The sequence below is a fragment of the Undibacterium sp. Jales W-56 genome, from assembly GCF_025548535.1.
Lineage (GTDB): Bacteria > Pseudomonadota > Gammaproteobacteria > Burkholderiales > Burkholderiaceae_D > Undibacterium.
In genome coordinates, this window is sequence record NZ_JAJLQW010000001.1 from 312,322 (window position 1) to 327,787 (window position 15,466).

Below are 15,466 nucleotides of genomic sequence, written 5' to 3' on the forward strand. Positions count from 1 at the left end.
GCCTGCAATGTAGGCTGCGTTGCTCATTCAGCCCAGCTTTACTCTTATTCTGAACCGATATGAATCGCTATCCTCTCTGGAAGTATCTTCTCATTGTCATCGCCCTGATCTTCGGTGCGCTGTACACCGCACCGAATTTCTTTGGCGAATCGCCGGCTTTGCAAATCAGCAGCACCCGCTCTACGGTCAAGATCGACAGCAGCATGGTGGATCGCGTCGATCAAATCTTGAAAAAAGAAGCCATCGAATCGACCAGCCTGACCTATGAAAATAATGGCGTGGTCGGCACCGTGCGGGCGCGTTTCAAGGATACCGACGCGCAGTTCAAAGCCAAGTCTGTCATCGAAAAAGCGCTGAACCCGGATTTAGCCGAAGTGATTTACGGCGTGGCGTTTAATCTCTCGCCCAATACCCCGAAATGGCTGCAAAGCTTGCATGCTTTCCCTATGTATCTCGGTCTCGATTTGCGCGGCGGCGTGCATTTCCTGATGCAGGTCGATACCAAAGCCGTGTTGAACAAACGTCTGCAAGGCCTGCAATCCTCGGTGCGTACCATATTGCGCGACAAGGAAGTGCGCCATGCCGGTCTTTCCCGTGACGGTGATCTGATCAACGTTAAATTCCGCGATGCTGAGACCGTTGCCAAGGCAAAAAATATCCTCGGCAACCAGATGTCGGATGTGAATCTGGTCGATACCAAGAATGCGGACAATACCGAATTCAATCTGCAAGTCAGCCTGAAGCCGGAAGCGCTGAAAGCCGCCATGACCGAAGGCGTGAAGCAAAACATCACGGCCCTGGCCAAGCGTGTCAATGAACTCGGTGTGGCCGAACCTATCATCCAGCAGCAGGGCGCAGACCGTATCGTGGTTGAATTGCCAGGTGTGCAGGATGTCGCCCGCGCCAAGGAAATCATCGGTCGTCAGGCCACGCTGGAAGTGCGTCTGGTGGATGAAAGCGTGATCGGTGTCGTCGATGACAATACCGCGGTGCCTTTCGGTTCTGAAATGTTTAAAGTCGGTCGCGGCGGCCCGGCAATTTTGTACAAGGACCCGGTGATTACCGGCGACTATATTTCCGGTGCGTCGGCGAGTTTCGACCAGCATCAGCAACCGGTAGTCAGCATCGACCTGACCGGCGACGGCGGCCGCAAGATGCGCGAAGGCACGCGTGGCAAGATCGGCAAGAAAATGGCGATCGTCTTGTTTGAAAAAGGCAAGGGCGAGCTGTTGACCGTCGCCACGATTCAGGAGGAATTAAGTTCGCGCTTCAATATCACGGGCATGGGTTCGGCATCAGCTTCCGCTGACCTGGCCTTGTTGCTGCGCGCTGGTTCGCTGGCGGCACCGATGGATATCATTGAAGAGAGTACCGTCGGTCCGCAGTTGGGGGTAGAGAACATCAAGAAGGGCTTGAACTCGACGCTGTACGGCTTTATCGCTATCGGCATTTTCATGGCGGTTTATTACATGCTGTTTGGCGTATTCAGCGTCCTGGCCTTGTCGGTTAACTTGCTGTTGCTGGTGGCTATTCTGTCCTTGTTGCAAGCGACGCTGACATTGCCGGGGATGGCAGCGATTGCGCTGGCGCTGGGTATGGCGATTGATGCCAACGTCCTGATCAATGAACGTATCCGCGAAGAACTACGGGGCGGCAGTACGCCGCAAGCCGCGATTGCCACGGGTTTTGACCGTGCATGGGCGACGATTCTGGATTCCAACGTCACCACCCTGATCGTCGGTCTGGCCTTGCTGATGTTCGGCTCCGGTCCGATTAAAGCGTTTGCGATTGTGCATTGCCTGGGTATCGTGACCTCGATGTTCTCCGCGGTATTTGTGTCGCGCGGCGTCGTCAATCTCTGGTACGGACGTAAGAAGAAACTGAATTCGATTGCGATCGGTCAGATCTGGAAACCGGCCGAATAGTTAACGACTCAGCGACTCAGCAGCGATAAGAATATAAGGATTCATCATGGAATTATTCCGTATTAAAAAAGACATACCGTTCATGCGCAATGCGCTGATCTTCAATGTCATCTCCGCATTGACATTTGTGGCAGCGGTGTTTTTCCTGTTGCACAAGGGTTTGCATTTCTCGGTTGAATTTACCGGCGGTACGGTCATGGAAGTGACTTACCCAAAGCCGGCGAATGTCGATGCGATTCGTAACACCGTCGATAGCCTGGGCTATACCGATACGCCGGTACAGACTTTCGGCAAGGCGCAGGATGTGGTGATCCGCTTGCCTTTGCCGAAAGACGGCAACTTCACGCAACAGACCGACAAGGTATTGCAGGCGCTTAAAACGCAGGATCCGGAAGTTAAGCTGCAGCGTACCGAGCTGGTCGGTGCCCAGGTCGGCGACGAACTGGCGCACGATGGCTTGATGGCATTATTGATGGTGATTGCCGGTGTGGTGATTTATCTGGCGATTCGTTTTGAATGGAAATTTGCGGTGGCTGCGATTATCGCGAACTTGCATGACGTGGTCATCATTCTGGGTTTCTTCGCTTTCTTCCAGTGGGAATTTAACTTGTCGGTATTGGCGGCGGTGCTGGCGGTGCTCGGTTATTCGGTCAATGAATCGGTGGTTATTTTCGATCGTATCCGCGAAAACTTCCGCAAGCAGCGCAAGATGTCGGTGACCGAAGTCATCGACAATGCGATTACCAGCACCATTTCACGTACGGTGATCACCCACGGCTGTACCCAGATGATGGTGTTGTCGATGCTGTTTATCGGCGGTCCGACGCTGCACTATTTCGCGATTGCCCTGACCATCGGTATCTGCTTCGGTATTTACTCTTCCGTCTTCGTCGCGGCGGCAATCGCCATGTGGTTAGGCGTCAAGCGTGAAGACCTGATCAAGCCTGTCAAAGAAAAAGACGATACGGACGGCGCGGTGGTCTGAGGATCTCGGGTCCAAATTTCCCGCTCAGGTGTACTGAACCGGGTTGCATGTAACGAAAAGTATTAAAAGTCAAAGCCAGCCTATATGCTGGCTTTTTCTTTGATAGCATGACGCTTTCTGAAATCTACGGCATTGACCGAATTTGTGCCGGATGTTGACCTTCGATCAGGCAATCATCGGCACTACCCTCTAGGCAAACAAGCATGAGTAAATTAAGAACGGCGGTTATCGGATTAGGTATTGCGGCAGTCGCTGCAGGCGGCTATTACACATGGCGTAGCGGTAAGACCGATGCCGCTGACAAGACAGCCAGGACCACAGGTGCTGAGAATCGCCCGATCAGCGTGACCACAGCGCTGGCACAACGGCGCGACTATCCGGTTCGCTTAAGCGCCAATGGCATCGTTACTGCGCTCAATACGGTCGATATCCGCTCACAAATTACCAGCACAGTCGCCAGGGTGTATATCAAGGAAGGCCAGTTTGTACGCGCCGGTGAATTGTTATTTACACTCGACAGCCGCCCCGATGAAGTCAATCTGGCCAAGGCGCAGGCGCAACTGGATAAGGATCAGGCCTCGCTGACTGACCTGCAACGCCAGTTGGCGCGCAGCAAAGATTTGTTCGATAAAAAATTCGTCGCGCAAAGTGTGCTGGACGCCAGCCAGACCCAGGTCGATGCACAGGCCGCAGTGATTGCCTCCGACCGCGCTGCTATCAATGCAGCCAGGGTCGCACTCAGTTATAACCGCATCGTCGCGCCGGCTGCCGGGCGTACCGGCGTGATCAGCGTCTATCCCGGTTCGCTGGTGCAGGCGAATACCACGGCCACGCCTTTGGTCACGATCACCCAGATGGATCCGATTGCCATCAGTTTCCCGCTGCCTCAGCGTAATTTACAAGATGCCCTGGAGAGCATGCAGCAGAGCGGTAATGCAGTAGCGGCGCAATTGCCGGATCGTCCCGAACAGTTCAAAGGCCGCATGCAATTTGTCGACAATGTGGTGGATGCGGCGTCCGGCACAGTCAAGGCCAAAGCGGTGTTCGATAACAAGGGCTTGAAATTGTGGCCGGGCGCCTATGCAAATGTGGATCTGAGCGTGCGTACCCTGAAGGATGCCATCGTCATCCCTATGGAAGCGATGGTGGTCAGTCCCAAAGGCAGCATCGTCTACATCGTCGATGCCGACGGCAAAGCCGCATTGCGTCCCGTGACATTATTGAATGCAGCAGGCGCTGAAGCGGTCGTCCAAGGGATTGAGGCCGGGGCGAAAGTGATCGTCGATGGCAAGCAGAATCTGCGTCCCGGCAGTGTGATTCGCGAGCGTAATGTGGACAGTAAAAGCGCCGATAAAAAATCCGATAGCGCACCTGGCCTGGCCGGTGCTGCCAATAAGCCAGCATCTCAGCCTAACCCCGCCACAGTCGCAGCCTCAGCAGCGAGCGCATCATGAATCTGTCGGAACTGTTTATTCGCCGTCCGGTGATGACGGTATTGCTGAATCTGTCGATCATCGTGGCGGGCGTCCTGGCCTATCGCTATATCCCGATTGCGGCACTGCCCAGTTACGATACGCCCGTCATCAGCGTGAATGCCAATTTGCCCGGCGCCAGTCCTGAGACCATGGCGACCTCGGTCGCGTTGCCGCTGGAAAAACAATTCGCGACTATCCCAGGCTTGTCCGTGATCAGTTCCAGCAATACGCTGGGCTCGACTTCGCTGACACTGGAATTCGATCAGAATCGCAAAATCGATGCCGCTGCGGTCGATGTGCAGGCGGCCTTGTTGCGCGCACAGCGTTCGCTGCCGCAAGACATGACTTCGCCGCCGTCGTACCGTAAAGTGAATCCGGCTGATGCGCCGATTCTGTTCCTGGCGTTGACTTCGCCATCGCTGAGCTTGTCCGAATTGACGAGTTATGCCGAGCATCTGATTTCGCCTAGCCTGTCCACCCTGGATGGGGTGGCGCAGGTGAATATTTTCGGCATCAAACGTTATGCGGTGCGGGTGCGCGTGATGCCGGAGGCACTGGCAGCCCGCAATATTTCGCTCGACGAATTAGCGGCAAGCATCCGCGCCTCGAATGCGAATACGCCGGTCGGTACGCTGGAAGGCGATAAGCAGACCCTGACCCTGCTGGCGAATCGTCAATTGCAAAGCGCCGCAGAATTTGCCGGTCTGATCGTCAGCAACAAAGGCGGCCAGGTGGTGCGTCTGCGCGATGTCGCCAAGATCGAAGACAGCTTTGAAACAGTGAAATCTTCCGCGAATTTCAACGGCGACAGCTCGATCACTTTGGCGATCCAGCGTCAGACCGATGCGAATACGGTCAAGGTGGTAGATGCGATTAAAGCGGCGTTACCGGCGTATCAGGCGCAATTGCCCGCCTCCGTCAAAATCAGTCAGGTCAATGATCGCTCGGTCTCGATCCGGGATGCCTTGCATGATGTCAATTTAACTTTATTGCTGACGATATTTTTAGTCGTGATCGTGATTTTCTTGTTCTTGCGGCACATGGTCGCGACGATTATTCCGACTTTGTCATTGCCGGTCTCTCTGATCGGTGCCATCAGCTTGCTGTGGGGTTTTGGCTATACGCTCGATAATATTTCACTGCTGGGCCTGACGCTGGCAGTTGGCCTGGTGGTCGATGATGCGATCGTGATGCTGGAAAATATCATGCGCCATGTCGAGGCGGGCGAGCCGCCGTTTAAAGCGGCCTTGCAGGGTTCGCGTGAAGTCGGCTTTACGATTATCTCGATCTCGACTTCCCTGATTGCGGTATTCATTCCCATCTTCTTCATGCCGGGCGTGATCGGGCAGTTGTTCCATGAATTCGCCGTGATTGTCTCGCTGGCGATTGTGGCATCGGCTTTCGTTTCGCTGACCCTGGTGCCGATGCTGGCAAGTCGCTTCCTGAAAAGCGAACATGACATGAAACCGCCTCCGCGTGCCATTGCAGGCTTGCTGCATGTGTTTGAGCGTAGTTTTAATGCATCCTTACATGCTTACACACGCGGCCTGGATCTGGCGCTGCGTCATCGCGGCGCGGTATTGCTGGTGGCGTTAGCGACCTTCATTGCCACAGCGTATATGTTTACCGTGATCCCGAAAGGATTTTTTCCTGAAGAGGATATCGGGCAAATCAGCGTATCGACGGAAGCAGCCGAAGACACCTCATTTCCAGCCATGGTGATTTTGCAGGATAAGGCCGCCAAGATCATTCGCGATGATCCGAACGTCTTGACGGCGACTTCGTTCAACGGCGGCGGCGGTTCGCAAAATACCGGTCGTATGTTTATCAACCTGAAGCCGCGCGACCAGCGCAAGCCGATGAAGCAAGTAGTCGATGGTTTGCGTAAAAAACTTAGTGAAGTGGCCGGTATTTCTGTGTTCCTGCGGCCTACCCAAAACCTGCAGCTGGGCGGCCGTCCGAGCAAGAGTCAGTATCAATACATCTTGCAAAGCGTGGAGGCGAGCGAGTTGAGCGACTGGTCGCTGAAATTGCAGGATAAGCTGCGGAATGATCCAGCCTTTAAAGACGTTACCACCGATTCTCAGCTCAAGGGTTTGCAAGCGTCGCTGAGCATCGACAGGGACCGAGCGAATGCGCTGGGCGTGCCGATGGACAGCGTGCGTTCCAGCTTGTACAGCGCATTCGGTGAGCGCCAGGTATCGACCATGTACACCAACGTGGACAGCTATCAGGTGATCATGGAATTGGCGCCCGACGCGAAGAAAGACGAGAGCGCGATCAACGCGATTTATGTGCGCAGCAATACCGGCGCGCTGGTGCCTTTGTCGAGTTTTGCGACGATCAAACGCACAGTCGGGCCGACGTCGATCAATCACGTAGGGCAGTTGCAGGCGGTGACCGTGTCGTTCAACCTGTCGCCGGGAGCGGCGCTCGGTGATGCGACTAAAAAGATTGAGCAATACCGCGATGAGATTAAATTGCCGGCATCGATCATCACCTCGTATGGCGGCGATGCGGCGGTGTTCAAGAATTCGCAATCGGGCCAGGTGGTGTTGATCGTCGCCGCCTTGCTGGTGATCTATGTCTTGCTCGGGGTTTTATATGAGAGCTATATCCATCCGCTGACGATTCTGGCTGGCTTGCCTTCGGCTGCGGTCGGCGCTTTGTTGATGCTGCAACTATTTGGCGAGGACCTGACCTTGATCGCGACGATCGGTATCCTGCTGCTGATTGGTATCGTGAAGAAGAACGCCATCATGATGATTGACTTCGCACTCGATGCACAACGCCATCACGGCATGACGCCGCCGGAAGCGATTCGCGAGGCATGTATCCAGCGTTTCCGCCCTATCATGATGACCACGCTGGCGGCCCTGGTCGGCGCCTTGCCGATCGCTTTTGGTCTGGGTGCCGGTGCCGAATTACGTCAGCCTTTGGGTCTCGCGGTGGTCGGCGGACTGATCTTCTCGCAGGCGATTACTTTGTTCATCACGCCGGTAATTTATCTGGCTTTGGATCGTTTCAGCGGTAAAGGGCCTATCGTCGGAGAGGCGCTGTAACCGGCATCCGTGCACTGCCTGGCGCTGTGGGCGATGGGCTGTGCACAGAGGTAATCAAGGATGTGGTAAAGGCTACAAAAACAATATACTCCCCTGAATTTTTGTAAAAATCGCCTTGTATCCGAATGTTTATGGCGTGTTTTAAAATATACTGATAAGGAATATCTATTTCGGCAAAAATATTCTGGCTTGCGCAACAGCGGACTGATGATTCAGGCTGCGGTCAAGTTTGCTGTCGTCGTTATGTTGATTGAAGTCGCCTGCAACTTGTGCCGCGCTGACATGGACTTCTCTGAAGAATGGTCTGGGTTTACTTGTTGCCGATACGCCGGTTCAGGCTGGTTTTTAATTTCAGCAATGTTTTTTCCAAAGCGATAAAGTCTTGTTCGCTATAGTCGGTAAAGCGTTTTTCTCCGCTGGCCACAACCTGAGGGAAAACTTCATCAAATAGCGCTTCTCCTGCGGGACTTAATTTAATAAAAAGCTGACGGCGATCTTCGCCATTGCGGTCGCGCTGGATCAGGCCTTTTTGTTCGAGACGATCGAGCACGCCGGTCAGCGTACCCTTGGTGATCAGGGTTTTTTCACCGAGCTCTTTGCAGCTCATGCCGGCCGTGTTGCCGAGTGTCGCCACGATATCGAATTGGGAATGCGTCAGCCCGAATTGGCGCACATTCAATGCCGAGGCGTGTTCAAACGCCTGCATGCATTCAGCCAGTAATCGTATGCTGCGCAGATAACGTTTGCCCATAAATACCGTCGAGAAGAGTGTTGATTGGCCGAGCGTGGCCCGGCCAATTTACCTGCTGTGTTGCTACCGCGCTGAGATTAGTCAGCCTTGATCGCTTCAACCTGGATGGACAGTTTGACTTCCGGTGCGAAGCCGTACGCGATACCGTAACTCATGCCGAAGTCAGTGCGTTTGAATTCTGCCGTTGCATCAGCGCCGCAGACTTCTTTTTTCAGCATTGGATGCTGAATGCATTTGAATTTGTTGATCGTCAAAGTCAAAGGCTTGGTTACGCCCAGCATAGTGAACTCACCTTGCACCGACACCGGTGTATCGCCATTGAATTTGATCGATGTGCCTTTGTACGTCGCAGTCGGGAATTGAGCGACGTTGAACAACTCTTTGGACCTCGCGTGCTCATTCATTTTTTCATGGCCGAAATTGATCGAGGCCGTGTCGATCGTGATGTCCATGGTGCCGGTTTTGGCCGCACGGTCCAGCGTGATTTTGCCGCTGTTTCTATCGAACTTACCGCGCCATACGGACAGGCCGCCGAAGTGATCCGCCTCGAAACTTGGGTAGGTGTGGCTAGGATCAATCGTGTAGTTTTGTGCGAATACGGGCGCTGCGCCAAGGAGTAAGGCAACAGCGATAATTTGACGTAATTTCATGTGGGGAGTCCTTGTTGGTTTGGAGGTGGATAGATGGATCAATGGGTTTATTGCGTTACAACGTGAAACTTAATTACTACTTCATCGGCTACCATGCCGGTGTCTTTCCATTCGCCTTCGCCGATATTGAAGGCCAGGCGTTTAATCGGGAGACTGCCATCAAACACCTGGCCGTTTCCTTCTTTCTTCACGGTCAGCGGGAAGCTCACATCGAGAACGCGTCCCTTGATCGTGAGTTTGCCGCTGACCTCCAATTTACTGGCGGCGCCTTGCTTCATCGCGGTGGAGACGAAGCTTGCCTTGGGAAATTGTGCGGTGTTGAACCATTCTTTTTTCAGCACTTCCTGATTGTATTGAGGATCGCCCAGATCGAAGCTGGCGAGATCGATTTCCACGCTGGCTTTGGATGCTTCCGGTTTGGCTGAGTCGTAGTCGATGTTGGCGCTGAATTTTTTGAACTTGGCATCGACCGGCACGTTCATTTGCTTGAAGATAATCGTGACGGCGCTTTTTGCATTGTCGAGTTTGACCAGCGCTGCGTAGGCCGGGATGGCGACGGCAGCGACCAGCGCCGCGATGCCTGAGGCGATTGCTGCTTTGCGTCGGGTGATCGATAGTGATGTGAACATGATGTTCCTTTAAGTGAATAGGCGGGGTGATCGGGTGGATCTATCGGCCAGGCAGCATGCGTTGCAGCAGACCGTCTTTGTCGATGAAATGATGTTTCAGCGCGGCGACTACGTGCAGAATCACCAGCGCCAAAAGTACATTGGTTAACAGCTCATGCAGTTCTTTTAATACCGGTTTTAATTCGGGGCTGGGTCCGATGATGGTGGGCAGTTGCACCAGGCCCAGATACACCACCGGATAACCTGCGGCGGAGGTATAGAAATAGCCTGACAGCGGCACTGCAAACATCAGTAAATACAGTGCGCCGTGAGTCAGGGCTGCGGCTTTTTTTTGCCACCTGGGCATGCTGTCCGGATACGCAGGGGCTTGACTCAGTAATCGGCTTAGCAGGCGCAAGGCAACCAGACCCAGCACTGTCACGCCCAGCCATTTATGCCAGGAATAATATTGCAGCTTGGTCGGGCTGATTTTCATATCCGTCATGATGGTACCCAGGGTAAAAGCGGCAACAATCAAAAGCGCAATCAGCCAATGAAACACAATGCTCGTGAGGGGATAGCGCTGTGGTGTGGGCATCATAATTCCTGTCAAATAAGTTATTGCTGGACTTGCGAAAAGCCGCTCAGGCAGCGGCATCTGCTTGCCGTGCGGTTTGTTACGGTCTTTGCCGGTGCGTCTTGCCGGAACAATCTTGCGCAAGTCCCGATTAAGAAATTAATTAAATTAAATGCTGATTTCAAATTAATTAGTTCGTATTAGAACTAATATAGCAAAAAAAGTTCAAGTTTGCAGAGACCGTCCAAAACAAGGTTTTAGCATAGTGTGCTTACTTGAACTTTTCCAGAGAAATTTTTCGTCTTCCCTGTAGACGCGATCGAGACGTGATCGTGCGAAAAAATCTTACGAATCAGCGTGATGCCCCATGCCAGACGCTAAACGCAAGCCCCTTGTCTGCCCGCCCAAGGCTGAAATCCGGTGGCGCACTGAGCAAGGCGCCGGATCCCTGCCTTCGCCGGGACGACGAATAAGTAGGCGCTCTTTAATTTCAGGGAATTCCTGCAGGGTGGTCCGATTTTCCTTAAATCGCTTTCGCCAATTTCGCCGCAATCCCGATGTAATTCGCCGGTGTCATCGCTAGCAGTAAGTCTTTCGCATCTTGCGGAATCGCCAGACCGGCGACGAACTCGCGCAGGGCTGCTTTTGAAATGCCTTTGCCGCGTGTCAGCTCTTTTAACTGTTCATACGGATTTTCTACGCCATAGCGGCGCATCACGGTTTGCACCGGTTCGGCCAGCACTTCCCAGGTGGCATCGAGATCGGCCGCCAGACGCTCAGGATTGGTTTCCAGCTTATTCAGGCCGCGCAGGCAGCTATCGTAAGCCAGCAGGGTGTAGCCGAGTGCGACGCCGATGTTGCGCAAGACGGTAGAGTCCGTCAGATCGCGCTGCCAGCGCGAGACCGGCAATTTTTCGGATAAATGCTTGAGCAGGGCATTGGCCAGACCCAGATTGCCTTCGGAGTTCTCGAAGTCGATAGGATTGACTTTGTGCGGCATGGTAGAGGAACCGATTTCGCCCGCCTTGGTTTTTTGTTTGAAATAACCGACCGAGATATAGCCCCAGATATCGCGGTTCAGATCCAGCAAAATCGTGTTGGCACGGGCGAAGGCATCGAACATTTCCGCCATGTAGTCATGTGGTTCGATCTGGATCGTGTAGGGATTGTAGGTCAGGCCCAGGCGTTGCTCGATGACGGCTTTGGAAAAGCTTTCCCAGTCATGCTCAGGGTAGGCGGACAGATGCGCATTGTAGTTGCCGACAGCGCCATTCATCTTGCCGAGGATTTCTACCTGGCCGATGCGTTGCGCCGCCCGTTGCAGACGGGCGACCACGTTCGCCATTTCTTTGCCCAAAGTCGTCGGACTGGCAGACTGACCATGGGTGCGCGACAGCATCGGCACGTCGGCATTGCTGTGGGCCAGTTCAGTCAGGCGGGCGATCACGCTTTGCAGTGCTGGCAGCATCACGCCATCACGTGCATTTTTCAGCATCATGCCGTGCGAGGTATTGTTGATGTCTTCTGAAGTGCAGGCGAAATGGATAAATTCCGCCGCCGATTTTAATTCTTCGGTGATCGCCGCATCGATTGTCAACTGGCGTGCCGGCAGGTGAGCATAACTATCCGGCAAGGGCAGGCCGACGGATTCTTTCAACCAGTACTCCACCGCTTTGACGTCATGATTAGTAATCGCCTCAATCGACTTGATGCGTGCCGCATCTGCTTCGGAAAAATCGCTGACGATCTTGCCAAGCAGTGCATTTGCCGCTGCCGAAAAAGGCTTGATTTCTGCGAAACCTGCTTGCGACAGGGCTTGCAACCAGGACACTTCGACTTTAACCCGGTGGTGCATAAAACCGGCTTCGGACAAAGTAGAGCGCAGCGCATTGACTTTGCTGGCGTAGCGGCCATCTAGCGGGGACAATGCTGAAAGAGTGGAGAGTGTCATGATGTGCGGACAATGGTAAATGAGAAATAGTGAGCAAAAAATAAATAGTAAAATTGCGCAAAATACAACATAGTGTGCAGCTTCCCGATATAATCGGAAAAAAGCGATTCGGGTGGCAAAACTGCGTATTTCAGGTCGATTTATTCTATTTTTTGCGTGGAATATGCGATTTTACCATTAGCCGGTCTCGCTTACACCTGTTCTGGGGCCAGACTGAAAATGGGTTTGGCAGGTGACGATGTTATAATCCGGACGAATAAATTCACAAAGTGCCTATGAAACTGATCGGTTCCCTCGCAAGTCCTTATGTAAGAAAAGTCCGTGTAGTTATGGCGGAAAAGAAGCTTGATTACAGTTTAGTGTTAGAAGATGTCTGGGTGCCAGATACGACTATCCAGCAATCGAATCCTTTGGGCAAAGTGCCTTGCCTGCTGATGGAAGATGGCGGCGCCATGTTCGATTCTCGTGTGATTGTCGAGTATCTGGATACCCTGACTCCAGTCGGTAAGTTGATTCCGGTCAATGGCCGCGAACGTGCCGAAGTCAAATGCTGGGAAGCCCTGGCGGATGGCGTTGCCGATGCGGCGATCCTGATTCGCCTGGAGAAAAATCAGCGTCCTGAAGCGCTGCAAAGTGCGGCCTGGATTGCGCGTCAGATGAGCAAAGTCACCGAGGGCTTGAAAACCATGTCCAGTGGCCTGGGTGAGTCGGCTTTTTGCTCAGGCACCCATTTGACGCTGGCCGATGTCAGTGTCGCCTGTACCCTGGATTGGCTGTCTTTCCGCTTCCCGGAAATTGACTGGCGTGGCGATTATCCTAATTTAGCCAAGCTGCTCGATAAGTTGTCCGAGCGCCCGTCGTTTAAAGATAGCGTGCCTCAATAGCCACGATGGGCTGTAGTCGCTAAACGCAAAAAGGGATGAAAGCCGCAAGCTCTCATCCCTTTTTTATTTAGTATCTGTGTCGCGTTTATTCGTTGTCCAGCATTTGCGCTTGCAGGTAGTTTTGCAAACCGATTTTTTCTATCAGCTCCAGCTGGGTTTCCAGCCAGTCGATGTGTTCTTCGGTGTCGTCGAGTATCGATTGAAATAAATCGCGTGACACATAGTCGCCAGCAGCTTCACAGCTTGCGATACCTTCCTTGACGGTTTTTTGCGCCGCATTTTCGAGTTTCAAATCGCAATGCAGCATCTCCGGCGCGTCTTCGCCGATCATCAGTTTGTGCAGTGCTTGCAGGTTAGGCAGGCCGCCCAGCATCAGGATGCGGTCGATTAATTTGTCGGCGTGCTTCATTTCGCCGATGGATTCCTGATATTCCTTCTTGGCGATTTTTTCAAAGCCCCAGTGCTTGTACATGCGCGCATGCAGGAAGTATTGATTGATCGCACTAAGCTCATTGGTGAGCTGCGCATTGAGTAACTTGATTACTTTTGCGTCACCTTTCATGGAAACCTCGGATATGTTGGGAAATGAATCCTTAGTATAGATGTGCTGGGATCAGAATGGAAATGAAAAGCGAAAGCAATCGCCTGAGCGCCGCCTAATCAGGTGCTTCAGCCACTCAGAAGATAGGAAGGCAGCGTGGAATTAGCTGTTTAGCGAAAAACTGATAGTGGCTGTCGCCAGCATCATCAAAGGTTTGCCATCTTCAATGTGCGGTTTAAAAAGGGCGCGCAAGATGGCAATCCGGGCGGCCTCATCAAGCCGATTGGAGCCAGATGATTGTTGGATTTCTACTTTTTCGGCCCGGCCTTTTTCGTTGACCAGCACACGCAAGGTAACTTTGCCTTCTTCACCCATGCGTCTGGACAGTGGCGGATAGTCGGCCTGTGGTGCCTGAATATATTCGATACCCGTAATCAGTTTGGGTGCGTTGACCTTGCCGACTGGCGTTGCCGGCGCAGCATTGTCAGCGGGCGCCGCTAACTGTTGTGGCTCAGCAGGCGTGCTGGCGGTTTGTACGTTGGCGGTATTGACGGTCGCTACGGCAAGCTCTGGCATCGGTACCAGCACGGTAGGTGCATTGTTAAGCGCAGGTAGGGCGACGCTTGGTTTGGCAGCAGGTGGCGGCTGGGAAATCGGCACCATGCTGACCATGATTTCTTTAGGAAGAACTTGTACGGCCTTTACCAGCAAACCATTTTTCAGCGCATACAGCAAGACCACATGCGCCAGCACGATGGCCAGGATAGGCAGTAAGCGGGTTGCAGGGCGAGGCGAAAACGTCGGGTAATCGGGGTTGAACATCATGGCTCGCTTATGCCGCCAGTGCATCGTCTTGGAAGGCTGGCGTAATAGGCGGGCGCTGAAAAATAATCGGGGTGACAGAGGCCATTGCATTGGCGTGATGAGGAATCTGGTTAGTGGTCTGGCATTCGCGCAAAATGCGGCGTGCGCAGCCAGCGCATTTGCCGCAGCAAGTGCCGACCTCAAGATGCGTGCGCAAATCTGCCATCGTGTTCAGACCCGATGCGACTGCATGACGCAGTTTTTTCTCTGAGACATTGTTGCAAACACAGACAATCATATTATTCCTCTAAATCATTAACGGCTACCGGCGACCAAGCGTTCAAACATACTCAAGCGCCCTTGTCTGGATAAGCTGTGCTCCACCAGCATCGCCCATTGCTCCGACAATTGCTGACATGTCGCTTTGAGCACGGGTCCCAGTTCAGGCAACTCTGCCAAAATCTTCAGATGTCGCTCAATCACCGAAGCGAGTTTTAAACAAGCGCCATGATCTTTATTCTGGCCTGTGCTGACGGTGTAATGGGACATCAGATGCAAGACCGCTGAAACAAGTAACTCTGGTTGATCCGCTTTGGCTGGCGTCTCAAAAAAATCCGGATTCGTGCTGAGCATCAAACTCTCCTGATCGGGTGTCGGGCTCGCTTCGCATGCATTCCGCTTTGCTGGCTACATTGTTGAATCAAATACAAAGACTAACTATCCTCAAACCTTGCGAGGTGGCGACTTACGCAGTGAGGATCAATTTGTTCAGTTGCGTAACGCGCAAGCGATAAATTTTTCCTTCGTGATCGATCTCTACTTCGCGCATTTCGCGCATCAGTTCCCGGCTTTTCAAGCGCGGTATCTGTTTGCCGTCGAGAGCAGTTCTGGCCGCGACATTGATGGAAGTCAGCGCCGCGTCGCTGACTGCAGTTTTTTCTTTGCTAGAAAATTCAGAGATGAAATTCGCCATATCTACCTCTTAAATATTAATGAGAACAATTCTTATTTAGATTATTGGGCAAAATCTTCAGCTTTGCAAGCTTTTTTTGCGATGAGTTTTGACAATGCCAATACGATCAGGCGGGCATCCGGCAATTAAGCTGTTTTTGAAATAGTTTTCAGCCCAAGTGAGCGCACCGGTCATCATTGGATTTGTCGTTCTATGCTGTTGTTTTGACACTTTGTCGGAAAACGATGTTGAGAATTTTTATCGCGCAGTATGCTTTCTGCATGGCCTGATGCAGAAGATT

Annotated in this window: 15 protein-coding genes; 5 read left to right on the top strand and 10 right to left on the bottom strand. The window is 52.8% G+C overall.

All coding sequences use genetic code 11. The features are described 5' to 3' along the window. Positions 1-59 precede the first annotated feature (59 nt). The 4 genes from secD to LPB67_RS01450 all read left to right on the top strand — a co-directional run bounded on the left by secD (position 60) and on the right by LPB67_RS01450 (position 7,447). Positions 60-1,925: a protein translocase subunit SecD gene (gene secD, locus LPB67_RS01435; RefSeq protein ID WP_262835283.1), complete on the top strand. Its 1,866-nt coding sequence runs from the start codon at positions 60-62 to the stop codon at positions 1,923-1,925. Positions 1,926-1,971: 46 nt separating this feature from the next. Then, entirely contained in the window at positions 1,972-2,910 is a 939-nt protein-coding gene (gene secF, locus LPB67_RS01440) for a protein translocase subunit SecF (protein WP_262835284.1), read from the top strand. 203 nt (positions 2,911-3,113) lie between these two features. Next, the gene (locus LPB67_RS01445; RefSeq protein ID WP_262835285.1) at positions 3,114-4,364 is read left to right on the top strand and encodes an efflux RND transporter periplasmic adaptor subunit; all 1,251 of its coding nucleotides are present in this window, start codon (positions 3,114-3,116) and stop codon (positions 4,362-4,364) included. Further along, on the top strand, positions 4,361-7,447 hold the full coding sequence (locus LPB67_RS01450) for an efflux RND transporter permease subunit (RefSeq protein ID WP_262835286.1): 3,087 nt from the start codon (positions 4,361-4,363) through the stop codon (positions 7,445-7,447). The genes LPB67_RS01445 and LPB67_RS01450 overlap by 4 nt, the downstream gene beginning before the upstream one ends. Before the next feature lie 310 nt (positions 7,448-7,757). Here LPB67_RS01450 and LPB67_RS01455 read toward each other — a convergent pair whose 3' ends face one another. The 5 genes from LPB67_RS01455 to purB form a co-directional block, all read right to left on the bottom strand. After that, the gene (locus tag LPB67_RS01455) at positions 7,758-8,198 is read right to left on the bottom strand and encodes a MarR family winged helix-turn-helix transcriptional regulator (RefSeq protein ID WP_262835287.1); all 441 of its coding nucleotides are present in this window, start codon (positions 8,196-8,198) and stop codon (positions 7,758-7,760) included. A 77-nt stretch (positions 8,199-8,275) separates the two neighbouring features. Next, on the bottom strand, positions 8,276-8,848 hold the full coding sequence (locus tag LPB67_RS01460; RefSeq protein WP_262835288.1) for a YceI family protein: 573 nt from the start codon (positions 8,846-8,848) through the stop codon (positions 8,276-8,278). Positions 8,849-8,895: 47 nt separating this feature from the next. Next, a complete protein-coding gene (locus LPB67_RS01465) occupies positions 8,896-9,477 on the bottom strand; it encodes a YceI family protein (RefSeq protein ID WP_262835289.1) in 582 nt (193 codons plus the stop codon). A 40-nt stretch (positions 9,478-9,517) separates the two neighbouring features. Then, complete coding sequence (locus LPB67_RS01470) at positions 9,518-10,054, bottom strand: cytochrome b (RefSeq protein ID WP_262835290.1); 537 nt, start codon at positions 10,052-10,054, stop codon at positions 9,518-9,520. Positions 10,055-10,556: 502 nt separating this feature from the next. Continuing rightward, on the bottom strand, positions 10,557-11,984 hold the full coding sequence (gene purB / locus LPB67_RS01475; RefSeq protein WP_262835291.1) for an adenylosuccinate lyase: 1,428 nt from the start codon (positions 11,982-11,984) through the stop codon (positions 10,557-10,559). Between the two features lie 275 nt (positions 11,985-12,259). On the opposite strand from purB, the gene LPB67_RS01480 reads away from it, so the two are divergent. After that, the gene (locus LPB67_RS01480) at positions 12,260-12,868 is read left to right on the top strand and encodes a glutathione S-transferase N-terminal domain-containing protein (RefSeq protein ID WP_262835292.1); all 609 of its coding nucleotides are present in this window, start codon (positions 12,260-12,262) and stop codon (positions 12,866-12,868) included. A gap of 85 nt (positions 12,869-12,953) precedes the next feature. Here LPB67_RS01480 and bfr read toward each other — a convergent pair whose 3' ends face one another. From bfr to hemP, 5 genes are all read right to left on the bottom strand, one after another. Then, positions 12,954-13,430 (bottom strand): bacterioferritin, encoded by a 477-nt coding sequence (gene bfr, locus LPB67_RS01485; protein WP_262835293.1) that lies wholly within the window; start codon positions 13,428-13,430, stop codon positions 12,954-12,956. 141 nt (positions 13,431-13,571) lie between these two features. Beyond that, complete coding sequence (locus LPB67_RS01490) at positions 13,572-14,234, bottom strand: energy transducer TonB (RefSeq protein ID WP_262835294.1); 663 nt, start codon at positions 14,232-14,234, stop codon at positions 13,572-13,574. 7 nt (positions 14,235-14,241) lie between these two features. Further along, entirely contained in the window at positions 14,242-14,511 is a 270-nt protein-coding gene (locus tag LPB67_RS01495; RefSeq protein ID WP_262835295.1) for a bacterioferritin-associated ferredoxin, read from the bottom strand. Positions 14,512-14,528: 17 nt separating this feature from the next. Continuing rightward, positions 14,529-14,846 (bottom strand): hypothetical protein, encoded by a 318-nt coding sequence (locus tag LPB67_RS01500; protein ID WP_262835296.1) that lies wholly within the window; start codon positions 14,844-14,846, stop codon positions 14,529-14,531. A gap of 112 nt (positions 14,847-14,958) precedes the next feature. Next, positions 14,959-15,186 (bottom strand): hemin uptake protein HemP, encoded by a 228-nt coding sequence (gene hemP, locus LPB67_RS01505; RefSeq protein ID WP_262835297.1) that lies wholly within the window; start codon positions 15,184-15,186, stop codon positions 14,959-14,961. Between the last annotated feature and the right edge of the window lie 280 nt (positions 15,187-15,466).